The 18,866-nt window shown below is 62.3% G+C and carries 19 protein-coding genes; 14 read left to right on the top strand and 5 right to left on the bottom strand.

Features of this window, described 5'->3' with window-relative positions; genetic code table 11:
- The first annotated feature begins 152 nt into the window (after window positions 1-152).
- The 6 genes from prfB to PFEN_RS02665 all read left to right on the top strand — a co-directional run bounded on the left by prfB (window position 153) and on the right by PFEN_RS02665 (window position 6,300).
- A protein-coding gene (gene prfB / locus PFEN_RS02690) for a peptide chain release factor 2 (protein ID WP_191485488.1) occupies window positions 153-1,248 on the top strand; the annotation gives its coding sequence in 2 pieces (ribosomal slippage) (window positions 153-224 and window positions 226-1,248; 1,095 coding nt in all).
- 96 nt (window positions 1,249-1,344) lie between these two features.
- Window positions 1,345-2,847: a lysine--tRNA ligase gene (gene lysS / locus PFEN_RS02685; protein ID WP_191485487.1), complete on the top strand. Its 1,503-nt coding sequence runs from the start codon at window positions 1,345-1,347 to the stop codon at window positions 2,845-2,847.
- A gap of 93 nt (window positions 2,848-2,940) precedes the next feature.
- The gene (locus tag PFEN_RS02680) at window positions 2,941-3,657 is read left to right on the top strand and encodes a TetR/AcrR family transcriptional regulator (protein ID WP_191485486.1); all 717 of its coding nucleotides are present in this window, start codon (window positions 2,941-2,943) and stop codon (window positions 3,655-3,657) included.
- A 9-nt stretch (window positions 3,658-3,666) separates the two neighbouring features.
- Complete coding sequence (locus tag PFEN_RS02675; RefSeq protein WP_191485485.1) at window positions 3,667-4,980, top strand: flavohemoglobin expression-modulating QEGLA motif protein; 1,314 nt, start codon at window positions 3,667-3,669, stop codon at window positions 4,978-4,980.
- An 82-nt stretch (window positions 4,981-5,062) separates the two neighbouring features.
- Window positions 5,063-5,977, top strand: a complete 915-nt coding sequence (locus tag PFEN_RS02670) for an alpha/beta hydrolase (protein ID WP_191485484.1) — start codon at window positions 5,063-5,065, stop codon at window positions 5,975-5,977.
- A complete protein-coding gene (locus PFEN_RS02665; protein WP_191485483.1) occupies window positions 5,974-6,300 on the top strand; it encodes a hypothetical protein in 327 nt (108 codons plus the stop codon). The genes PFEN_RS02670 and PFEN_RS02665 overlap by 4 nt, the downstream gene beginning before the upstream one ends.
- Before the next feature lie 60 nt (window positions 6,301-6,360).
- Here PFEN_RS02665 and PFEN_RS02660 read toward each other — a convergent pair whose 3' ends face one another.
- The 3 genes from PFEN_RS02660 to PFEN_RS02650 all read right to left on the bottom strand — a co-directional run bounded on the left by PFEN_RS02660 (window position 6,361) and on the right by PFEN_RS02650 (window position 8,391).
- Window positions 6,361-7,152: an OmpA family protein gene (locus PFEN_RS02660; protein ID WP_191485482.1), complete on the bottom strand. Its 792-nt coding sequence runs from the start codon at window positions 7,150-7,152 to the stop codon at window positions 6,361-6,363.
- Between the two features lie 60 nt (window positions 7,153-7,212).
- Window positions 7,213-7,635, bottom strand: a complete 423-nt coding sequence (locus PFEN_RS02655; RefSeq protein ID WP_191485481.1) for a DUF4398 domain-containing protein — start codon at window positions 7,633-7,635, stop codon at window positions 7,213-7,215.
- A gap of 414 nt (window positions 7,636-8,049) precedes the next feature.
- The gene (locus tag PFEN_RS02650) at window positions 8,050-8,391 is read right to left on the bottom strand and encodes a pilin assembly protein (RefSeq protein WP_191485480.1); all 342 of its coding nucleotides are present in this window, start codon (window positions 8,389-8,391) and stop codon (window positions 8,050-8,052) included.
- Between the two features lie 223 nt (window positions 8,392-8,614).
- Between PFEN_RS02650 and ppc the strand changes: the two genes are divergently transcribed.
- The 6 genes from ppc to PFEN_RS02620 all read left to right on the top strand — a co-directional run bounded on the left by ppc (window position 8,615) and on the right by PFEN_RS02620 (window position 15,279).
- Complete coding sequence (ppc, locus tag PFEN_RS02645) at window positions 8,615-11,245, top strand: phosphoenolpyruvate carboxylase (RefSeq protein ID WP_191485479.1); 2,631 nt, start codon at window positions 8,615-8,617, stop codon at window positions 11,243-11,245.
- 286 nt (window positions 11,246-11,531) lie between these two features.
- Window positions 11,532-12,179: an adenylate kinase gene (gene adk / locus PFEN_RS02640; RefSeq protein ID WP_191485478.1), complete on the top strand. Its 648-nt coding sequence runs from the start codon at window positions 11,532-11,534 to the stop codon at window positions 12,177-12,179.
- Between the two features lie 93 nt (window positions 12,180-12,272).
- On the top strand, window positions 12,273-12,947 hold the full coding sequence (tsaB, locus tag PFEN_RS02635; protein ID WP_191485477.1) for a tRNA (adenosine(37)-N6)-threonylcarbamoyltransferase complex dimerization subunit type 1 TsaB: 675 nt from the start codon (window positions 12,273-12,275) through the stop codon (window positions 12,945-12,947).
- A gap of 285 nt (window positions 12,948-13,232) precedes the next feature.
- A complete protein-coding gene (locus tag PFEN_RS02630; RefSeq protein ID WP_191485476.1) occupies window positions 13,233-13,532 on the top strand; it encodes a hypothetical protein in 300 nt (99 codons plus the stop codon).
- Between the two features lie 13 nt (window positions 13,533-13,545).
- Window positions 13,546-14,418 carry a DUF72 domain-containing protein gene (locus PFEN_RS02625; protein ID WP_191485475.1) on the top strand — a complete coding sequence of 291 codons (873 nt, stop codon included), beginning with the start codon at window positions 13,546-13,548 and terminating at the stop codon, window positions 14,416-14,418.
- 33 nt (window positions 14,419-14,451) lie between these two features.
- Window positions 14,452-15,279, top strand: coding sequence for an isocitrate lyase/PEP mutase family protein (locus PFEN_RS02620; RefSeq protein WP_191485474.1), 828 nt, complete (start codon window positions 14,452-14,454; stop codon window positions 15,277-15,279).
- 184 nt (window positions 15,280-15,463) lie between these two features.
- Here the strand turns inward: PFEN_RS02620 and PFEN_RS02615 are convergent, their stop codons facing one another.
- The gene (locus tag PFEN_RS02615; protein WP_191485473.1) at window positions 15,464-16,078 is read right to left on the bottom strand and encodes an energy transducer TonB; all 615 of its coding nucleotides are present in this window, start codon (window positions 16,076-16,078) and stop codon (window positions 15,464-15,466) included.
- 92 nt (window positions 16,079-16,170) lie between these two features.
- Here PFEN_RS02615 and PFEN_RS02610 point away from each other — a divergent pair, with 92 nt between their 5' ends.
- Window positions 16,171-16,962 (top strand): class I SAM-dependent methyltransferase, encoded by a 792-nt coding sequence (locus tag PFEN_RS02610; protein ID WP_191485472.1) that lies wholly within the window; start codon window positions 16,171-16,173, stop codon window positions 16,960-16,962.
- Between the two features lie 70 nt (window positions 16,963-17,032).
- Here the strand turns inward: PFEN_RS02610 and PFEN_RS02605 are convergent, their stop codons facing one another.
- A complete protein-coding gene (locus tag PFEN_RS02605; protein ID WP_191485471.1) occupies window positions 17,033-17,668 on the bottom strand; it encodes a TetR/AcrR family transcriptional regulator in 636 nt (211 codons plus the stop codon).
- A 93-nt stretch (window positions 17,669-17,761) separates the two neighbouring features.
- Here PFEN_RS02605 and PFEN_RS02600 point away from each other — a divergent pair, with 93 nt between their 5' ends.
- Window positions 17,762-18,865 carry an efflux RND transporter periplasmic adaptor subunit gene (locus PFEN_RS02600; RefSeq protein ID WP_191485470.1) on the top strand — a complete coding sequence of 368 codons (1,104 nt, stop codon included), beginning with the start codon at window positions 17,762-17,764 and terminating at the stop codon, window positions 18,863-18,865.
- The last annotated feature ends 1 nt before the right edge of the window (window position 18,866 follow it).

Genomic DNA, 18,866 nt, shown 5'->3' with positions numbered 1-18,866 from the left:
ACGTATGAAGCGTTTAATGACCTACGCGGTCGGTAATCTTTTCACTGGGGACATGACTTTGTGCCTTCACCCCGCCAAGCGGGCTGCCGGGACGCGCGCAACTCGGTTATACTCGCCGGCTTTCAAAAGTTCACCGACGAGTGCTGCCCGCCATGGAAATCAACCCGATCCTTAACAGTATCAAGGACCTGTCCGAGCGCTCCGAAACCATTCGGGGGTATCTTTGACTACGATCAAAAGCATGAGCGCCTGACCGAAGTCAATCGCGAGCTTGAAGATCCGGCTGTCTGGAGCAACCCCGAATATGCGCAGAACCTCGGCCGCGAGCGTTCCGCGCTGGCGCTGATCGTCGAGACCCTGGATGACATGTCCAGCGGCTTGAGCGACGCCCGCGACCTGCTGGAAATGGCCGCCGCCGAAGAAGACCAGGGTGCCGTCGACGACGTCGCCGCTGAAGTCGAACGCCTGCGCGGCGCCCTTGAAAAACTCGAATTCCGGCGGATGTTCAGCGGCGAAATGGACCCGAACAACGCCTACCTGGATATCCAGGCCGGTTCCGGCGGCACCGAAGCCCAGGACTGGGCCAATATCCTGCTGCGCATGTACCTGCGCTGGGCCGACAAACGCGGTTTCGATGCGACCATCATGGAACTGTCCGCTGGCGAAGTTGCCGGGATCAAGGGCGCCACCGTGCATATCAAGGGCGAATACGCCTTCGGTTGGCTGCGCACCGAGATCGGCGTGCACCGCCTGGTGCGCAAGAGCCCGTTCGACTCCGGCAACCGTCGTCACACCTCGTTCTCGGCGGTGTTCGTCTCGCCGGAGATCGACGACAACATCGAAATCGAAATCAACCCGGCAGACCTGCGGATCGACACCTATCGTTCCTCCGGTGCCGGTGGTCAGCACGTCAACACCACCGACTCGGCCGTGCGGATCACCCACGTACCGACCAATACCGTGGTCTGCTGCCAGAACGAACGCTCCCAGCACGCGAACAAAGACACCGCGATGAAAATGTTGCGGGCGCGCTTGTACGAACAGGAAGTGCAGAAGCGCAACGCCGCTTCCCAGGCCCTGGAAGACACCAAGTCGGATATCGGCTGGGGTCATCAGATCCGTTCCTACGTACTCGACGCCTCGCGGATCAAGGATCTGCGCACCAACATCGAACGCAGCGACTGCGACAAGGTGCTGGACGGCGATATCGACGAATACCTGGAAGCCAGCCTCAAGCAAGGGCTTTAAGGCACTGCGGCGGCGGCTCGCCTCAAGGCGCGCCACCTGCCGTGAACCCCTGCCGAAGGCCGGGGGTAACGAACCTGTGATGGAAAATCTAAAGACATGAGCGACCTACAACTCGACCCGCAAGCCCTGCAACAGGAAGAAAACACCCTGATCGCCCTGCGCAAGGAAAAGCTGGCTGCCGAGCGCGCCAAGGGTCAGGCCTTCCCCAACGACTTCCGTCGCGACGCCTACTGCGAAGACTTGCAGAAACAGTACGCGGACAAGACCAAGGAAGAGCTGGCCGAGGCGGCGATTCCGGTCAAGGTTGCCGGTCGCATCATGCTCAACCGCGGCTCGTTCATGGTGATCCAGGACATGACCGGACGTATCCAGGTCTATGTCAACCGCAAGACCCTCTCGGAAGAGACCCTGGCCGCGGTGAAAACCTGGGACCTGGGCGATATCATTGCAGCCGAAGGCACCCTGGCCCGTTCCGGCAAGGGTGACCTCTACGTTGAAATGACCCAGGTGCGCCTGCTGACCAAGTCCCTGCGCCCGCTGCCGGACAAGCATCACGGCCTGACCGACACCGAGCAGCGCTATCGCCAGCGCTACGTCGACCTGATCGTCAACGAAGAAGTGCGTCAGACGTTCCGCGTCCGCTCGCAGGTCATCGCGCATATCCGCAACTTCATGATGCAGCGCGATTTCATGGAAGTGGAAACGCCGATGCTGCAAACCATTCCCGGTGGCGCGGCGGCCAAGCCGTTCGAAACCCACCACAATGCGCTGGACATGGGCATGTACCTGCGCATCGCGCCGGAGTTGTACCTCAAGCGGCTGGTGGTCGGTGGCTTCGAGCGGGTGTTCGAGATCAACCGCAACTTCCGTAACGAAGGCGTTTCGACCCGGCACAACCCCGAGTTCACCATGCTCGAGTTCTACCAGGCCTACGCTGACTACGAAGACAACATGGACCTGACCGAAGAACTGTTCCGTGAGCTGGCGCAAGCGGTTCTGGGCAGCACCGACGTGCCCTATGGCGACAAGGTGTTCCACTTCGGCGAGCCGTTCACCCGTCTGTCGGTGTTCGATTCGATCCTCAAGTACAACCCGCAAATCAGCGCCGCCGATCTGCAGGATATCGACGCCGCCCGCGCCATCGCCAAGAAGGCCGGGGCCAAGGTGCTCGGCTTCGAAGGCCTGGGCAAGCTGCAGGTGATGATTTTCGAAGAGCTGGTCGAGCACAAGCTGGAACAGCCGCACTTCATTACCCAGTATCCGTTCGAAGTATCGCCGCTGGCGCGCCGCAACGATGACAACCCGAACGTCACCGACCGTTTCGAGCTGTTTATCGGCGGCCGTGAAATCGCCAACGCCTACTCCGAGCTGAACGATGCCGAGGACCAGGCCGAGCGCTTCAAGGCCCAGGTGGCGGACAAGGACGCCGGCGACGACGAGGCCATGCACTACGACGCCGACTTCGTCCGGGCCCTGGAATACGGCATGCCGCCAACGGCGGGCGAGGGCATCGGGATCGACCGCCTGGTGATGCTGCTCACCAATGCACCGTCGATTCGTGATGTGATCCTGTTCCCGCACATGCGGCCGCAAGCATAAGCGTGTTGTTGAAAAAGCCGCCCTCATAAGGCGGCTTTTTTATTGTCTGTTGGTACTGGCGTTTCAAAATATTACAAGAGAGGAAGATTGCTAGTGGAGCGTGCAATGGCGCAAAAGGGAGCAGCTGGCGTCGCCACCGAGGTGGCTGAAAGCGTTCAATATCAGGGACGCAAGGCCAGCCGACAGGGCAGCGAGCAACGCCGACAGGATATTCTCGACGCGGCCATGCGCATTGTCGTGCGCGATGGCGTACGCGGGGTACGCCATCGGGCAGTGGCTGCCGAGGCCGGTGTACCGCTTTCGGCCACCACCTACTACTTCAAGGATATCGATGACCTGCTCACCGATACCTTCGCCCAATATGTCGAGCGCAGCGCGGCCTACATGGCCAAGCTCTGGGGAAACACCGAAGGCATGTTGCGGGAAATGGTCGCCTACGGGGATGGCAGCGTGGCCTCACGCACGCAACTGGCCGACGACATCGCGCGGATGATCGCCGACTACATTCAGCGGCAACTGCACAACCGCCGCGAGTATCTGATGGCTGAGCAGGCGTTTCGCCAGGAAGCGCTGCTCAATCCCCGCCTGGCGGTGTTGGTGCGCTCGCACCAGCAGATTCTCCTGCAGGGCGCCTACCAGTTTGTCCAGGTACTGGGAACCAAGGAGCCGCAGCAGGATGCCAAAGTGTTGACGGCGATTATCGGCCGGATGGAATATCAGGGGCTGCTCAACGACGCCGAGGCCCAGTCTGAACCGGACATGTTGAGGACTCTCTCGCGTTACATGCATCTGGTGCTGGCGTCGGTCTAGGCTTTTTGCATGGCTATTCACCGCCGCAACTATCAGGAGTCACCCTTGGACGAATACCAGCAGACGATACGCAGCCTCTCTGATCGCATTGTGCTGGCGCAGACGCCGATTCGCGTGCTCGATGCGGTGAAGTGGGACGAGAATATCCGCAAGGGTTTTCTCAAGGCCAAGGGCAAGGAAATGCCGGCGGTGGATCGCGACTATTACACCTCGCGGCCACTGTCGTTCGATTCCAGTGCGGTGAAGCTGGAGTTCCAGAACATCGAGCGCGATATCACCCGTCGGCTCGGCCAGTTCAACCCGGTCGGGCAGATCATGCGCCGCATGTGCCGCGAGTACCGGCAGGTGGTGCGGATGCTCGAAGCCCGGGGGACCGCGGATTTCGGGTTGATCTCCCAGGAACTCTACGGGGCCGCGTCGGACGCCTTCCACGCCGGTGATCCGACCCTGGCCGACCTGGGCTTGATGCTGTCCGACTACCTGAACAATATCGACGTGCGCGGCGATCTCAAGGACGAACCCAAGACCCTCACCGCCAAGGACGCGGTCGACCTGCTGCAAAGCCGCTTGAACAAGGTGTTCGGCGAGGCGGAGGGCACCATCCGGGTCTTCGAGTCCGACGGCATCGTCGCCGATGCGGCGGCCGGCGCCGACTACATCAAGATTCGCGCCGATGCGATGTTCAACTCGCGGGATGTCCGGGCGTTGGAGGTGCATGAAGGCCTGGTGCATGTCGGGACCACCCTCAATGGCTTGAACCAGCCGATCTGCACCTTCCTGTCCAAGGGCCCGCCCTCGTCGACCGTGACCCAGGAAGGCCTGGCGATTCTGATGGAAGTGATAGCCTTCGCTTCCTATCCGACCCGCTTGCGCAAGTTGACCAACCGTACCCGTGCCATCGACATGGTGGAGCAGGGCGCGGATTTCCTCCAGGTGTTCGAGTTCTTCCGCGAGCAGGGTTTCGAGATGGAGGAAAGCTACGGCAACGCCAGTCGGATTTTCCGGGGCTCGACGCCCACGGGGCTGCCATTTACCAAAGACTTGTCCTACCTCAAGGGCTTTATCATGGTTTACAACTATATTCAGTTGGCCGTGCGCAAGGGCAAGCTCGAACAGGTGCCGTTGCTGTTTTGCGGCAAGACCACCCTGGAGGATATGCGCACGTTGCGCCAGTTGGTGGATGAGGGCCTGGTCGTGCCGCCCAAGTACCTGCCGGAGCAGTTCCGCGACATGAATGCGCTGTCGGCCTGGATGTGTTTCAGCAACTTCCTGAACCACTTGAGCCTGGATCGGATCGAGGCGGATTACTCTAATATCCTTTGACCGCTACCCGTAACCCTGTAGGAGCAGCCGGTCGACGCTGCTACAGGGGGGCTGTGCACCTATCCAGCGAGGCTTCAAACGGATGAGAATCCTCGGCATGCTATGTCTGCTGTTGACCCTGAACGGTTGCAGTTCCCTGCTGTTCTACCCCGATCGCGGTCTGCCGTTCACCCCCGCCAAAGCGCACCTCGAATACCGCGACATTACCCTGACCACCGCCGACGGCCTGCGCCTGCGCGCCTGGTGGCTGCCGGTCAAGGCCGGCGTGGCGGTCAAGGGCACGGTGCTGCATCTGCACGGCAACGGCGGCAACCTGTCCGGGCACCTGGGTGGCAGTTGGTGGTTGCCGGAGCAGGGCTACCAGGTGTTGATGCTCGATTATCGTGGCTACGGTTTGTCCGAAGGCGAGCCGAGCCTGCCGGCGGTCTATCAGGATATCGATGCCGCGTTCGACTGGTTGCGGCAGGCTCCCGAAGTGCAAGGCAAACCCCTGGTGGTTCTGGGGCAGAGCCTGGGCGGGGCGCTGGCGGTGCATTACCTGGTGGAACGTCACCCCGAGTACCAGTCGCACCTCAAGGCCCTGGTGCTCGATGGCGTGCCGGCCAGTTACCGTTCGGTGGGGCGTGATGCCCTGGCTTCGTCCTGGCTGACCTGGCCGCTGCAAATCCCGCTGTCCTGGCTGGTACCCGACGGCGACAGCGCGATCAAGGCCATGCCACGCCTGGCCGGCGTGCCGAAACTGATTTTCCACAGCCTCGATGATCCGGTCGTGCCATTGGCCAATGGTATCCTGCTGTATCAGGCGGCACCGCCGCCGCGGGTGTTGCAACTGACCCGTGGTGGTCATGTGCAGACCTTCGGTGACCCGACCTGGCGCCAGGTGATGCTGCGTTATCTCGACGACCCGCAGCACTTCAACGGCCTGCGTCGCCTGGGGGAGATCCCGAATTATCCAGCTGTCCCGAATTCGAATGTTGAACCAGAGAGCCCGCAATGACTGAAGAACGTAACGCCATTCCCCTGATCATCACCGGTATCGTCAGCATTATCGGCACGGTGGCGTGCCTGTGGTACTACGGCTACCTGCATTTCGCCAAGCCGGAGGATGCGCTGCTGCTGAACGAGTTCACCATGCTCAAGACGGTGCCCGGGGAGGACTACAAGGTGTCGTTGGAGCCGGCGGCGCAAACGGCACAGTGCATCGATGGTGTGCTGGTATTGTTCGATACCGAGCAGAAGGGCCTGACCGGCGTGCTGGTGAACAGCAAGAAGCAGGCGGTACGCTGCATGGGCCAGGAAACACCGCAGTTGCAGCAGTAACGCGCTCGACTAGCCGTTATAAAAAACCGCCTGATCACATCAGGCGGTTTTTTCTGCCGATCAGTGAGCGCTGCTGATGGATGAGCGCGGTACCACTGGTTGGTTGTCGTTGGAAATGGTCACTTCCACGCGACGGTTCATGGCGCGGCCGGAAACGCTGCCGTTATCCGCCACCGGGTACTCCTTGCCATAACCCTGGGTCACGATGCGCGATGGGTCCACGCCCATCTTGATCAGCGCCACCTGCACCGAGGTGGCGCGCCGCTCGGACAGGCTCTGGTTGTAAGCCGCCGAGCCGGTGTTGTCGGTGTAGCCCTCGATGATCACCTTGCGATCGGGGTTTTCCTGGAGGAACTGCGCCAGTTTGTTGATGTTGACCAGGCCGGAGGATTTCAGGTCGGCCTTGTTGGTGGCGAACAGCACATCACCGAAGGTCACCAGGGTGCCGCGCTCAGTCTGCTTGGCGTTCAGGCTTTCCTGCAACTGCTTGATCTGCTGGTCGCGGGCATCCAGGCGGGCCTGGGCACGCTGGGCGGCGGCATTTTTCAGGTTGGTTTCGGCGGTGCGCAGGGCAATGGTCTGCTTCGCCAGTTCAACCCGTTGGTTGGTCAGATAGGCGAGCTGGTCGACGGTCTCGACCTTTTCACGGTTCTGGTAGGCCTTGTCGGCCTTGTCCAGGTAGTCGCTGGCGTCCTTGGTTTCCAGGGCGGCGACTTGGCTCGCCTGCGGGTTGGCTTGCAGGCCGGAGAAGTTGGTACGGGCCTGCTCCAGGTTGGCATTGGGCTGCGAGGAGCAGGCGGCCAAGCCGATGCTGAGGGCCAGTAGGGCGGGGATCATCAATTGTGCGCGCATAATAGTTCATCCTTTCAGGGTTCAAGCTTCAGGGCAGCAGGCGTCAAGCCGTGCCGCGGCTTACTGCACCGGTTGCGCGGAGCGTTGGCTTTCCTGGCGCAATTCCTGAACGCCTTTCTGTGAATCCTTGACGGCCATCTCGGCCTTGGCGGCCTGGGCCTTGCGTTCGGCGACGCGGGCATCCCATTCGGCCTGTTCGGACAGGTGGCGGGCCTCGTCATACTTTTTGTCGTGCATGGCCATTTCAGCTTGTTTGAGCTTGTCCTGGGCCGACTTCATTTCCACCGCGGCGTATTCGGTACCGCCGGCACTGACGGCGCTGTTGACCGCCGATTGGGTGACTGCGTATTGCTCGGTCGGCGGGTTGCCGGCGCAACCGGCCAGGATCAAGCCGCTGCCAAGCGCCAGCGCGGCCAGTTTCAGTCCGCGCAGGGGGGGATACGAGGATTGGATATCGTGGGTCTTCATGATCTTCAACTCCATTGGATAGCTCCTGAATGACGACATCGTCCATCACGGTCCGGGAGCCCGGCGCGCCGTCTTTGGCGGTTGGACTCACTGCGACTGCTCCGGTGATGGTTATTGGCTGTGACTCGAGGCTTTTTTGAATAGTTCAGGAAAAGATGGCTCATCGCCTGAAAAAGTACTGACCGAGTGGTCAGTGCGAAAAGTCTGAACTTTCGCGGTGTGCGGGGGTATTGAGCGGAGGGTTGAAGAACTGAACGGCCTTTTTGGAAACGCAGCCGAACCTGTAGGAGCAGAGCTTGCTCGCGAAGCTTTTAGCGTTCTCACGGACGCCTTCGCTGCGATGCGGCGTCCCGACAAGCCCTGCTCCTACAGGATCCGCGTTGACCGACGTTACGGGAGCGGGAACAAGATGCTGAATCGCGCCAGGTTTCAGTGTTTCGGCTTGTCCTGGGACGCCAGATCATGCAGATGACGTCGCGACAAGCTCAGGAAGCGCGGCGTCGGCCCGACGTCTTCATAGAGCGGATCACCTTCTTCGTCAGTGGCCACCACCTGCGAGCCCTGGACGTAGGGGAAGCTGGCTTCGAGTTCCTCCAGCGCCGCGCCGATCAACTCGCCGAGCAGTTCCTCCGGGTGCCGCTTGGGGTACATGTCGATCACCGCCGCCAGTCGCGCCGCCGCTTCCACATCCAGATGAATGACATAGCCGGTGTCGCTCAGCCGGCCTTTGGCGTTTTCTTCCCAATACTGGGCAAGTTCACGGATTTTCATATCGACCTCAATTCGCACCCGCTGATTAGGGGTATTGACGAGTGATCGGCCTGTACCGGCGATAAAGCCTTCGTGGGGCCTATTCATCAGACTAGTCCGATGCGAAGAGGTTCGGTGGGGATTTTTGTCGGGCGTCAATGAGTCAGCCAGCTTGTAAGCATTCGCCGCCGTGGTGCACTCTTGAGCCCTTGAGCCATCTCAGCGTCCCCTGGAGAGTCTGTCGATGTCCGATATTGATGTCCGTTTGCGTGAAGATGTCCACCTTTTGGGTGAACTGCTGGGCAATACCATCCGTGACCAGCACGGTGACGAGTTCCTCGACAAGATCGAGCGTATCCGCAAGGGCGCCAAGGCCGACCGCAGCGGTTCGGCCAATGCCGAACTCAGCGCCAGCCTTGACGGTCTCGGCGATGACGAGCTGTTGCCCGTGGCCCGGGCCTTCAATCAGTTCCTGAACCTGGCCAATATTGCCGAGCAGTATCAGTTGATTCACCGCCGCGACGAGTCGCAACCGGCGCCCTTCGAGGCACGGGTGCTGCCGGAGTTGCTGGCCCGGCTGCTCGCCGAAGGTCATGGCGCCGAATCCCTGGCGCGGCAATTGGGTCGCCTGGAGATCGAACTGGTGCTCACCGCGCACCCCACCGAAGTGGCGCGGCGTACCCTGATCCAGAAATACGATGCGATTGCCGGGCAATTGGCGCAGCAGGACCACCGTGACCTCACCGGCGCCGAGCGCGAGCAGATCCGTCAGCGCTTGCAACGCCTGATTGCCGAAGCCTGGCACACCGAGGAGATCCGTCGCACCCGGCCTACCCCGGTGGATGAAGCCAAATGGGGCTTCGCGGTGATCGAGCATTCCCTCTGGCAGGCCATCCCCCACTACCTGCGTCGCGCGGACCAGGCGCTGTTCGCGGCCACCGGCCTGCACCTGCCGCTGGAGGCCGCGCCGATTCGTTTTGCCTCCTGGATGGGCGGCGACCGTGACGGCAATCCCAATGTCACGGCCCAGGTCACACGCGAAGTCTTGCTGCTGGCGCGCTGGATGGCGGCCGACCTCTATCTGCGAGATATCGATCAACTGGCCGCCGAATTGTCGATGCAGCAGGCCAGTGAGGCCCTGCGTGCCCGGGTCGGCGAGAGCGCCGAGCCTTATCGGGCGCTGCTCAAGCAATTGCGTGAGCGGCTGCGGGCTACCCGCAACTGGGCCCAGACCTCCCTCGCCACGCCGCAAGCGGCGTCGGACGAGGTGTTGCAGCACAACCGCGAGCTGCTCGAGCCGTTGCAGTTGTGCTACCAGTCCCTGCACGAGTGCGGCATGGGCGTGATCGCCGATGGGCCGTTGCTCGATTGCCTGCGCCGGGCAGTGACCTTCGGCCTGTTCCTGGTGCGCCTGGATGTGCGTCAGGATGCCTCCCGGCATGCCGCCGCGATGACCGAGATCACCGATTACCTGGGCCTGGGGCGTTACGAAGACTGGAGTGAAGAAGACCGCCTGGCCTTCCTGACGCGCGAGCTGGCCAATCGTCGTCCGTTGCTGCCGGCCTGGTTCAAACCCTCCGCGGACACCGCCGAAGTGCTGGCGACCTGCCGGGAAATCGCCGTGGCGCCCGCCGCTTCCCTCGGTTCTTATGTGATCTCCATGGCCGGTGCCGCCTCCGATGTGCTGGCGGTGCAGTTGCTCCTCAAGGAATCCGGCGTGCTACGGCCGATGCGCGTGGTGCCGTTGTTCGAAACCCTGGCCGACCTGGACAACGCCGGGCCGGTGATGGAGCGGCTGTTGCTGCTGCCCGGCTATCGCGCGCGCCTGCAAGGCCCCCAGGAAGTGATGATCGGCTATTCCGACTCGGCCAAGGACGCCGGCACCACGGCGGCGGCCTGGGCGCAGTACCGGGCCCAGGAGCGATTGGTGGAGATCTGTCGCGAGCAGCAGGTCGAGTTGCTGCTGTTCCATGGTCGCGGCGGTACCGTCGGCCGCGGTGGCGGCCCGGCCCACGCGGCCATCCTGTCGCAGCCGCCGGGATCGGTGGCGGGGCGTTTCCGCACCACCGAGCAGGGCGAGATGATTCGCTTCAAGTTCGGTCTGCCGGACATCGCCGAGCAGAACCTCAACCTCTATCTGGCCGCCGTGCTCGAAGCCACCGTGCTGCCACCGCCGCCACCGCAACCGGCCTGGCGCAAGCTGATGGACGAATTGGCGGCGGACGGTGTCAGCGCCTATCGCGCCGAGGTGCGGGACAATCCGCAGTTCGTCGAGTACTTCCGTCAATCCACGCCGGAACAGGAACTTGGGCGCCTGCCGCTGGGCAGCCGTCCGGCCAAGCGCCGCGCCGGCGGGATCGAAAGCCTGCGGGCGATCCCGTGGATTTTCGGCTGGACCCAGACGCGCCTGATGCTGCCGGCCTGGCTCGGCTGGGAAGCGGCCTTGCGCAAGGCTCTGGAGCGTGGCGAAGGTGAGCTGTTGGCGCAGATGCGCGAGCAATGGCCGTTTTTCCGCACGCGTATCGACATGCTGGAAATGGTCCTGGCCAAGGCCGACAGCGATATCGCCCGTTCCTATGACGAACGTCTGGTGGACGCCGAACTGCTGCCATTGGGGGCGCATTTACGCGACCTATTGTCGCAGGCGTGCGCGGTAGTCCTGGGTTTGACCGGCCAGTCGCAGCTGCTCGCCCATAGTCCCGTGACCCTGGAATTCATTCGCCTGCGCAACACTTATCTGGATCCGTTGCACCTGTTGCAGGCTGAGTTGCTGGCCCGTTCGCGGCGCCAGGCAAGTACCCAGGACAGCCCTCTGGAACAGGCTTTGCTGGTCTCCGTGGCCGGGATTGCCGCCGGGTTGCGCAATACTGGCTAAGGTAGGTAGGAAGATTCGTTGTTTGAAATGGGGCAAAGACGACCGTCCAGTCAGGGGCGGTCGTTTTTGTGTGGCGACGCTTTATTGCCGAGGGGCGACCTGGCGTAGCAGGTTTCACCGCATGTGCAGGCGTGGGTTGCTGCTACTTTCGGCGGCTTGTGTGGGTACGGTCGGCTGTGTATCTTGATCAGCCTTTGGCCGTTTGTGCGGCCATGATCCTATTTTTGAGATTGGCCCCACGAGGCGAATCCGAGCGTTTCTAAATATAAAATTGAGGAGCACATCGATGCGCGTCATTCTGCTGGGAGCTCCCGGGGCCGGTAAAGGTACTCAGGCTAAGTTCATCACCGAAAAATTCGGTATCCCGCAAATCTCCACTGGCGACATGCTGCGTGCCGCGGTCAAGGCCGGCACCGAGCTGGGTCTCAAGGCCAAGGGCATCATGGATGCCGGCGGCCTGGTCTCCGATGATCTGATCATCGCGCTGGTCAAGGACCGTATCGCCCAGGCCGACTGCGCCAAGGGTTTCCTGTTCGACGGTTTTCCGCGCACCATTCCCCAGGCGCAGGCCCTGGTGGAAGCCGGCGTCGAGCTGGACCACGTGGTCGAGATCGCCGTCGATGACGAAGAGATTGTCCAGCGCATTGCCGGCCGTCGCGTGCACGAGGCCTCCGGGCGCGTCTACCACACCGTCTACAACCCGCCGAAAGTCGACGGCAAGGACGACCTGACCGGTGACGACCTGGTGCAGCGCAAGGACGACACTGAAGAAACCGTGCGTCATCGCCTGTCGGTCTACCATTCCCAGACCAAGCCGCTGGTGGAGTTCTACCAGAAGCTTTCGGCCGCCAAGGGCAAGCCGACCTACAGCCATATCGCCGGTGTCGGTTCGGTTGAAGCGATCACTGGCAAGGTGCTTGCCGCGCTGAGCTGATCCTTGTAGCCGCTGCCTTTTCAACAGCCCGCTTGCGGGCTGTTGTTGTTTATACTGTCGCACTTTTTCAATTTCGACCTGACGGACACATCAATGAGCACCTTGCTGGCCCTGGACACCGCGACTGAAGCCTGCTCCGTCGCCTTGCTGCACGACGGCAAGGTGACGAGCCACTACGAGGTGATTCCGCGCCTGCACGCGCAAAAGCTGTTGCCGATGATCCAGCAGTTGCTGGCGGACGCTGGTATCAGTCTGTCGGCGCTGGATGCCATTGCTTTCGGCCGTGGCCCGGGGGCCTTTACCGGCGTGCGGATTGCCATTGGCGTGGTCCAGGGGTTGGCGTTCGCGCTGGAGCGTCCGGTGCTGCCGGTATCGAATCTGGCGGTCCTGGCGCAACGAGCGTTTCGCGAGCGCGGTGTGCGCCAGGTCGCGGCGGCCATCGATGCGCGGATGGACGAGGTGTATTGGGGCTGTTATCGCGAAGAAGCCGGGGAAATGCGCCTGGCCGGTGTCGAGGCGGTGTTGGCTCCGCAACTGGCCGCCTTGCCGGACGCCGCCAGTGGCGAGTGGTTCGGTGCCGGCACGGGTTGGGGTTATGGTGAGCGGATCCAGGTTGCGTTGAGCGGCCAGGATGCCAGCCTGCTGCCCCATGCCGAAGACCTGTTGAGCCTGGCGCGCTTTGCCTGGGCTCGCGGCGAGGGCATTCCGGCCGACGATGCCCAACCGGTCTACCTGCGCGACAAGGTGGCGACGCCCAAGGCCCGTTGAGGTTTCAAGGTTCTGCCAGCGTAGGGCTTACTGACCCCATCGTCGGCAAGCCGGCTCCCATGGGTTGTGCGGCAACCTATAAAACTCAAGCTAAACTGAACGTTAAACCGATCAGCCGAAAAATCGCCCTGATCAGTCAAGAATGTGCCGTTCATCATGTTTTTCCCATCCGGGCACCGGGGTGTGAAAACCTTTTTCAGGTTCTGTGGTCCAGTTATCACTCGAGCAATAGCTAAGTGCTGTGCGTGCTGCTAAATTGCCATCATCAACACCGAGCATGCCCCAATGCGTATAGACGGCGTTTCCTCACAGTCCTACCCCATCAAGCGCAAGCCGCGTAAAGGCAGTGTCGTGCTTGACGACGAGGCTGATGTCTCGAGTGGGGACAGCGAGGACCTGTCGGAGGTGGCGGCCCGCGCTGAAGCAGCGGGTAGCCGTCTGGCCAATCTGCCCGCCCGCCCACAGGACATGATCTTCCATCGCACCATGAGTCGGAGTGTTGCCACGGCCCTGGCCAGCTACCTGACCACCGCCGGCTTTGTCGAGTGGGACATGGAAGTGTTGGGACTCGACCTGCATATCTGATTTAATCGGATCAATGACTGATCCTGTCCTGCTGCCTTACTACCTCGGTTGCCCCTCCTGGAGTGAAAACGCCTGGCGCGAGTACTTGTACCCGGCAACGGCGCGCACGACGGATTTCCTCGATCTTTACGCCCAGGTGTTCAACGCCGTCGAGGGCAATACCACGTTCTACGCGCGGCCTGCTGGCGCCACGGTGGAGCGTTGGGCGCAGAGCATGCCCGAGCACTTTCGCTTCACCGCCAAGTTTCCCCGGGATATCAGCCACGGCGGTGACCTGCGCGATCAGGTCCCGGCCGCCGAGGACTTCCTGCAACTGCTCCAGCCGCTGGGCGCGCGCGTGGCGCCGCTGTGGCTGCAATTGCCGGCCAGTTTCGCGCCGCAGCGCCTGGCTGAACTGGTCGGGTTTATCGACGCGCAGCAGCGTCCACTGGCGGTTGAGGTGCGCCATCGCGAATTCTTCGCCAAGGGCGACGCCGAGCGGATGCTCAACCGTCTGTTGCTGGACCGGGGTGTCGAGCGGATCTGCCTCGATCCGCGGGCGCTCTTCAGTTGCACCTCCAGCGAAGCCTCGGTACTGCACGCCCAGTCGAAAAAAACCAAGGTGCCACCCCGTCCGGCCGCGTTCACGCAGTTTCCGCAAGTGCGTTTTATCGGTCACCCGGAACTGGCGGCCAATGAGCCTTTCCTGACCCCCTGGGTGGAAAAGGTCGCCGGTTGGATCGAGGAGGGGCGCACACCCTATGTGTTTTTGCACACCTCCGACAACCGCCTTGCGCCAGCGCTGGCACAGCGCTTCCACGCCCGGTTGATGGCGCGTCTGCCTGGCTTGCCGGCGCTGGCTGAGCTATACAGAGGGCCCGCCTCGGAGCAACTTGGCTTGCTCTGACGCGACAATCCTTTTCTTGCCTGGAGTCGGTCAATGGCGACGCAAAACCTTCGAGCCCAGACGTTCAAGGCCCTGCACGAGCGTGCGGGAGCCTTCGTGATTCCCAATCCCTGGGATGCCGGATCAGCGAAAATGCTCGCCGCGCTGGGGTTCGAGGCACTGGCGACCACCAGTGCGGGATTGGCGTTTTCCCTTGGGCGTCCCGATGCGCAGGGGGCCAATTCGCTGCTCGATACGTTGGATAACGCGCGGACCATCGTCCTGGCCACGCCGCTGCCGGTGGCCGCGGATCTGGAAAATGGTTTCGACCACAGCCCCGCCGGTTGTGCCGAGGCCATTCTGCGAGCGGCGGAAGTCGGGCTGGTGGGCGGCTCGATCGAAGATGCCAGCGGTCATGCCGACGAGCCTATCTACGCCTTCAACCATGCGGTCGAGCGGGTCGAGGCGGCGGTTGCGGCGGCTCGTAGCCTGGCGTTCCCCTTCATGCTGACGGCGCGGGCCGAGAACCTGTTGCACGGGCGCGAGGATCTGCCGGACACGATTCGGCGCCTGCAGGCTTTTGCCGAGGCCGGGGCTGACGTGCTGTATGCGCCGGGCCTGCGCACGCGCGAGGAGATCCTGGCGGTGGTGAAGGCCGTGGCACCCAAACCGGTGAATGTATTGATGTCTGGTGGGGTCGACCTGTCGGTGGCCGAACTGGGTGAGCTGGGGGTCAAGCGCATCAGTGTCGGCTCGGCCTTGGCCCGGGCGGCGTATGGCGCGTTCTATCGGGCGGCTGAAGAGATTCGTGGGCAGGGGACCTTTGCCGCGCTGGATCAGGCAATGCCATTTGCGCGGATCAATCAGATGTTCAAGGGTTAGAAAGCTCCGCGGTCGTGCACATAACTCGCGTGCGCTCCCGACATTGTTGTAGGAGCTGTCTCGCCTTGGCGAGGCTGCGATAGTGGTGGGGCGGGCAACATCAAGGCTGACTGTGCCGCCGTCATCGCCGCCTGGCCAAGGCTACATCTATGGTTGCGCTGTGTTTTCCAGAGCAGGCCAGGGTTCAGGCCGCCAGGCGCAGGTTCTGTGCCACCAACGGACGCGCCCAGCGCAGGTCGTAGTCCATGGCTTTCTGCTGTTGGGCCAGGGTTTCTTCGTCGAATGGAACGTGCGGCTCCAGCAGATCCAGCTCGAACTCGGCAATCGGCAGATGCAGCGGACGCGGTTGCGGCGCGGGGCCCGGTTCGGGCAGTGGCTGGCCAGCAGTGAGGACGATAGGGCGAACCCAGCCACTTTCGAAATCCTGCTGTTTCTGCTGGGCGACGATTTCTTCCGGCGGATAGGGCACGGGCCGCTTCAACAGGTCCAGGTCGAACTCGGCAATCGGCAGGAACAGTGGCTCCGGTGGTCGGACCGGTTTTTCCTGGACGTCACACTGACGCTGGTCGACGATCTGCGCCAGCAGCTCGGCACCGGCGGTCGGCTCCACCGGGCCATCGACCGGCAGTTGTGCCTGGACATTCTGCTCACCCGGCGCTTCTCCCACCTGTTCGGCCAGCGCCCGGGCAAAAAAATCCTGCCACAGGTGACTGACACCGCTCAGTGCCTGGGAATTGCGCAGGCCATAATCGCCGACGGGCGATAGATAACCTATGGATGTGTTGCGAATGTCTGACATGGCTCTCGATTGACGCTCAGCTCTGGCAAAATGCCGGATAATGTTTTTATCGGCAGCTTTTGCCGATCATTAAATTTTTGAGCGTGTTTTTCATGAGTGAGCAACAAGCGCCGGTGCGTATCAGAGTCGAGGCCCTGGCCGAAGGGTTGCGGTCCCGGGCCGAACAGTGGGCCGAGCGCCTCGGTTTGCCGTTGCACGAGCCTGACGCGGAGTTCGCCCTGCAGCTATCGGAGCAGGGCCTGCAATTGCAACAGCTGGGGCCGGAGGCTCCCGGTCCGGTCCGCGTGGACTTTGTCGAAGGCGGCGCGGCCCATCGGCGCCTGTACGGCGGTGGCAGCGGGCAGATGATCGCCAAGGCGGTGGGCATCCAGCCGGGCGTGCGTCCACGGGTGCTGGATGCCACGGCGGGCCTGGGCAAGGATGCGTTCGTGCTGGCGAGCCTGGGCTGCGAGATGAGCCTGATCGAGCGTCAGCCGCTGATCGGCGCCTTGCTCGAAGATGGCTTGGCCCGGGGGCTGGAGGATTTCGAGGTGGCGCCGATTGTCTCGCGCATGCACTTGCTCAAGGGCAACTCGATCGAGGTGATGCGCAACTGGGAGGGCGAGGCGCCGCAGGTGATCTATCTGGACCCGATGTTTCCTCACCGTGAGAAAACCGCGCTGGTGAAGAAGGAAATGCGCCTGTTCCGTCCGCTGGTGGGCGACGACCCGGATGCTCCGGCGTTGCTGGCCGCGGCACTGGCCCTGGCGACCCATCGGGTGGTGGTCAAGCGCCCGCGCAAGGCACCCTGCATTGACGGGCCGAAGCCGAGCCATGGCCTGGATGGCAAGTCGAGCCGTTACGATATCTATCCGAAGAAAGCCCTGAAGCCAGGCTTGGCCTGACGGTTTTGGCGGTTTTGAGAGCCGCATCGCGAGATTGCTCGCGATAACGGCCTGACAAGCGCCAGAGTGCTCAGGGTCGGTAGGCGCGCATGAACAACCCCACCACCTCGCGCACATGCGCCTCGCCATTGGCTTCGCTCAGTTGCTCGCCACAGCCGAACAGCAGCCGGAAGTTCCCGGCGCCCTTGAGCAGGCAGAAGAAATGCTCGGCGGCCTTATGCGGCTTGTCGATCACCAGCGCGCCGCTCTGGTGAATCCGCCCCAGCAGTTGCTCCATCTCCGTCAGCATGCGCTGCGGTCCGGCCTCGAAGAAGATTTGCGAGAGCCTCGGGTCCTGGCTGCCCAGGGTGATGATCAGCCGATGCAGTTTCAGCGACTCGTCGCTGTTGATCAGCTGATGAAAACCCCGCGCGATGTTCAGCAGCACGTTTTCCACCGGCACGCCGTCGGGTAGGGCGAAGAACAGCTCGGGCAGCTGTTCTTCGCATTTTGCCACCACGGCGGCGGAGAACAGCGTCTCCTTGTCATTGAAATGGCTATACACCGTCAGCTTTGAAACACCTGCTGCTGTAGCGACCGCGTCCATGCTGGTGCTGGCGTATCCATTACTCAGAAACAGATCTTTCGCCGCGTTCAGAACGGCCTGGCGTTTTGCCAGATCCTTGGGGCGACCGGGGCCGCTGGGCACTGAAAGATTGTCGGACATTTTCTTACTTAATACTGGACTGGTCGGTATGGTATTAATACCATACTAGCCAGTATAAATATTCTGAGCACCATTAGCGAAAGGTCATACACCATGTTCCGCTATGTCCTGCCCCTTGCTTTGCCCATCAGTCTAGCCCTTCTCCTTGTCGGTTGTGGTCATGAAGAGCCGGCCCAGGTCAATGTGCGTCCGGCCATGGTGGTCCAGCCACAGCCTTCGGCTCAGTCCGTGGACAGCTATCCCGGCGAAGTTCGTGCGCGTTTCGAGCCTGATCTGGCTTTCCGCATTGGCGGCAAGGTCAGCCGCCGACTGGTGGAAGAGGGCGAACGGGTCAAGGCCAACCAGCCCCTGGCCGAGCTCGACCCCCAGGACGTGCGCCTGCAACTGGAAGCGGCCCGCGCCCAGGTCGCGGCCGCCGAGGCCAACCTGAATCTGGTGCGCTCCGAGCGCGATCGTTACAAGACCTTGCTCGACCGGCAGATGGTCAGCCGCTCGCAGTACGACAACGCGGAAAACCTCTACCGTTCCGGTGAGGCGCGTCTCAAGCAGATCAAGGCCGAGTTCGACGTGTCCAGCAACCAGGCCGGTTATGCGGTGTTGCGGGCGCCCCAGGACGGCGTGGTGGCCAAGCGTCTGGTTGAAGTCGGCCAGGTGGTCGCCGCCGGCCAGACGGTCTTCACCCTGGCTGCCGATGGCGAGCGCGAAGTGCTGATCAGCTTCCCGGAACAGGCCTTCGGGCGGTTCAAGATCGGCCAGGATGTCGCGGTGGAACTCTGGTCGCAGCCGGATCAACGTTTCAACGGGCGGATCCGCGAGTTGTCGCCGGCCGCCGATCCCAAGTCGCGGACTTTCGCCGCGCGGATCGCCTTCAGCGCCGGCAAGGTCCCGGCTGAGCTGGGCCAGAGTGCCCGGGTGTTTATCCAAGCCGAGGGCGTGGTGCCGTTGTCGGTGCCGCTGTCGGCGCTGACCGCGGAAAATGGCGCGACCTATGTCTGGCGGGTCCAGGCGGACGACACCCTCAAGCGTACCGCCGTGCGGGTCGGCGCCTTTGGCGAAAAGACCGTGCCGGTGCTCGAAGGCCTGGCGGCCGGCGATTGGGTGGTGGCGGCCGGTGTGCATGTGCTGCATGACGGCGAGAAGATTCGCCCGGTGGATCGCTCCAACCGCGTGGTCAATCTGGCGGCCAACAAGGAGTAGT

Origin of the sequence: Pseudomonas sp. FEN (genome assembly GCF_904067045.1) — a bacterium.
Taxonomy (GTDB): domain Bacteria; phylum Pseudomonadota; class Gammaproteobacteria; order Pseudomonadales; family Pseudomonadaceae; genus Aquipseudomonas.
The sequence above is the reverse complement of the archived record's forward strand: the minus strand, read 5'-3'. Positions and strand labels throughout refer to the sequence as shown.

What these genes read in the sequence shown, in the direction of transcription:
- lysS (WP_191485487.1), top strand. Translation starts at nt 1,345, where the DNA reads ATGAGCGACCTACAACTCGACCCGCAAGCCCTGCAACAGGAAGAAAAC.
- PFEN_RS02675 (WP_191485485.1), top strand. Translation starts at nt 3,667, where the DNA reads ATGGCTATTCACCGCCGCAACTATCAGGAGTCACCCTTGGACGAATAC.
- PFEN_RS02670 (WP_191485484.1), top strand. Translation starts at nt 5,063, where the DNA reads ATGAGAATCCTCGGCATGCTATGTCTGCTGTTGACCCTGAACGGTTGC.
- PFEN_RS02665 (WP_191485483.1), top strand. Translation starts at nt 5,974, where the DNA reads ATGACTGAAGAACGTAACGCCATTCCCCTGATCATCACCGGTATCGTC.
- PFEN_RS02660 (WP_191485482.1), bottom strand. Translation starts at nt 7,152, where the DNA reads ATGCGCGCACAATTGATGATCCCCGCCCTACTGGCCCTCAGCATCGGC.
- PFEN_RS02655 (WP_191485481.1), bottom strand. Translation starts at nt 7,635, where the DNA reads ATGGAGTTGAAGATCATGAAGACCCACGATATCCAATCCTCGTATCCC.
- PFEN_RS02650 (WP_191485480.1), bottom strand. Translation starts at nt 8,391, where the DNA reads ATGAAAATCCGTGAACTTGCCCAGTATTGGGAAGAAAACGCCAAAGGC.
- ppc (WP_191485479.1), top strand. Translation starts at nt 8,615, where the DNA reads ATGTCCGATATTGATGTCCGTTTGCGTGAAGATGTCCACCTTTTGGGT.
- adk (WP_191485478.1), top strand. Translation starts at nt 11,532, where the DNA reads ATGCGCGTCATTCTGCTGGGAGCTCCCGGGGCCGGTAAAGGTACTCAG.
- tsaB (WP_191485477.1), top strand. Translation starts at nt 12,273, where the DNA reads ATGAGCACCTTGCTGGCCCTGGACACCGCGACTGAAGCCTGCTCCGTC.
- PFEN_RS02630 (WP_191485476.1), top strand. Translation starts at nt 13,233, where the DNA reads ATGCGTATAGACGGCGTTTCCTCACAGTCCTACCCCATCAAGCGCAAG.
- PFEN_RS02625 (WP_191485475.1), top strand. Translation starts at nt 13,546, where the DNA reads ATGACTGATCCTGTCCTGCTGCCTTACTACCTCGGTTGCCCCTCCTGG.
- PFEN_RS02620 (WP_191485474.1), top strand. Translation starts at nt 14,452, where the DNA reads ATGGCGACGCAAAACCTTCGAGCCCAGACGTTCAAGGCCCTGCACGAG.
- PFEN_RS02615 (WP_191485473.1), bottom strand. Translation starts at nt 16,078, where the DNA reads ATGTCAGACATTCGCAACACATCCATAGGTTATCTATCGCCCGTCGGC.
- PFEN_RS02610 (WP_191485472.1), top strand. Translation starts at nt 16,171, where the DNA reads ATGAGTGAGCAACAAGCGCCGGTGCGTATCAGAGTCGAGGCCCTGGCC.
- PFEN_RS02605 (WP_191485471.1), bottom strand. Translation starts at nt 17,668, where the DNA reads ATGTCCGACAATCTTTCAGTGCCCAGCGGCCCCGGTCGCCCCAAGGAT.
- PFEN_RS02600 (WP_191485470.1), top strand. Translation starts at nt 17,762, where the DNA reads ATGTTCCGCTATGTCCTGCCCCTTGCTTTGCCCATCAGTCTAGCCCTT.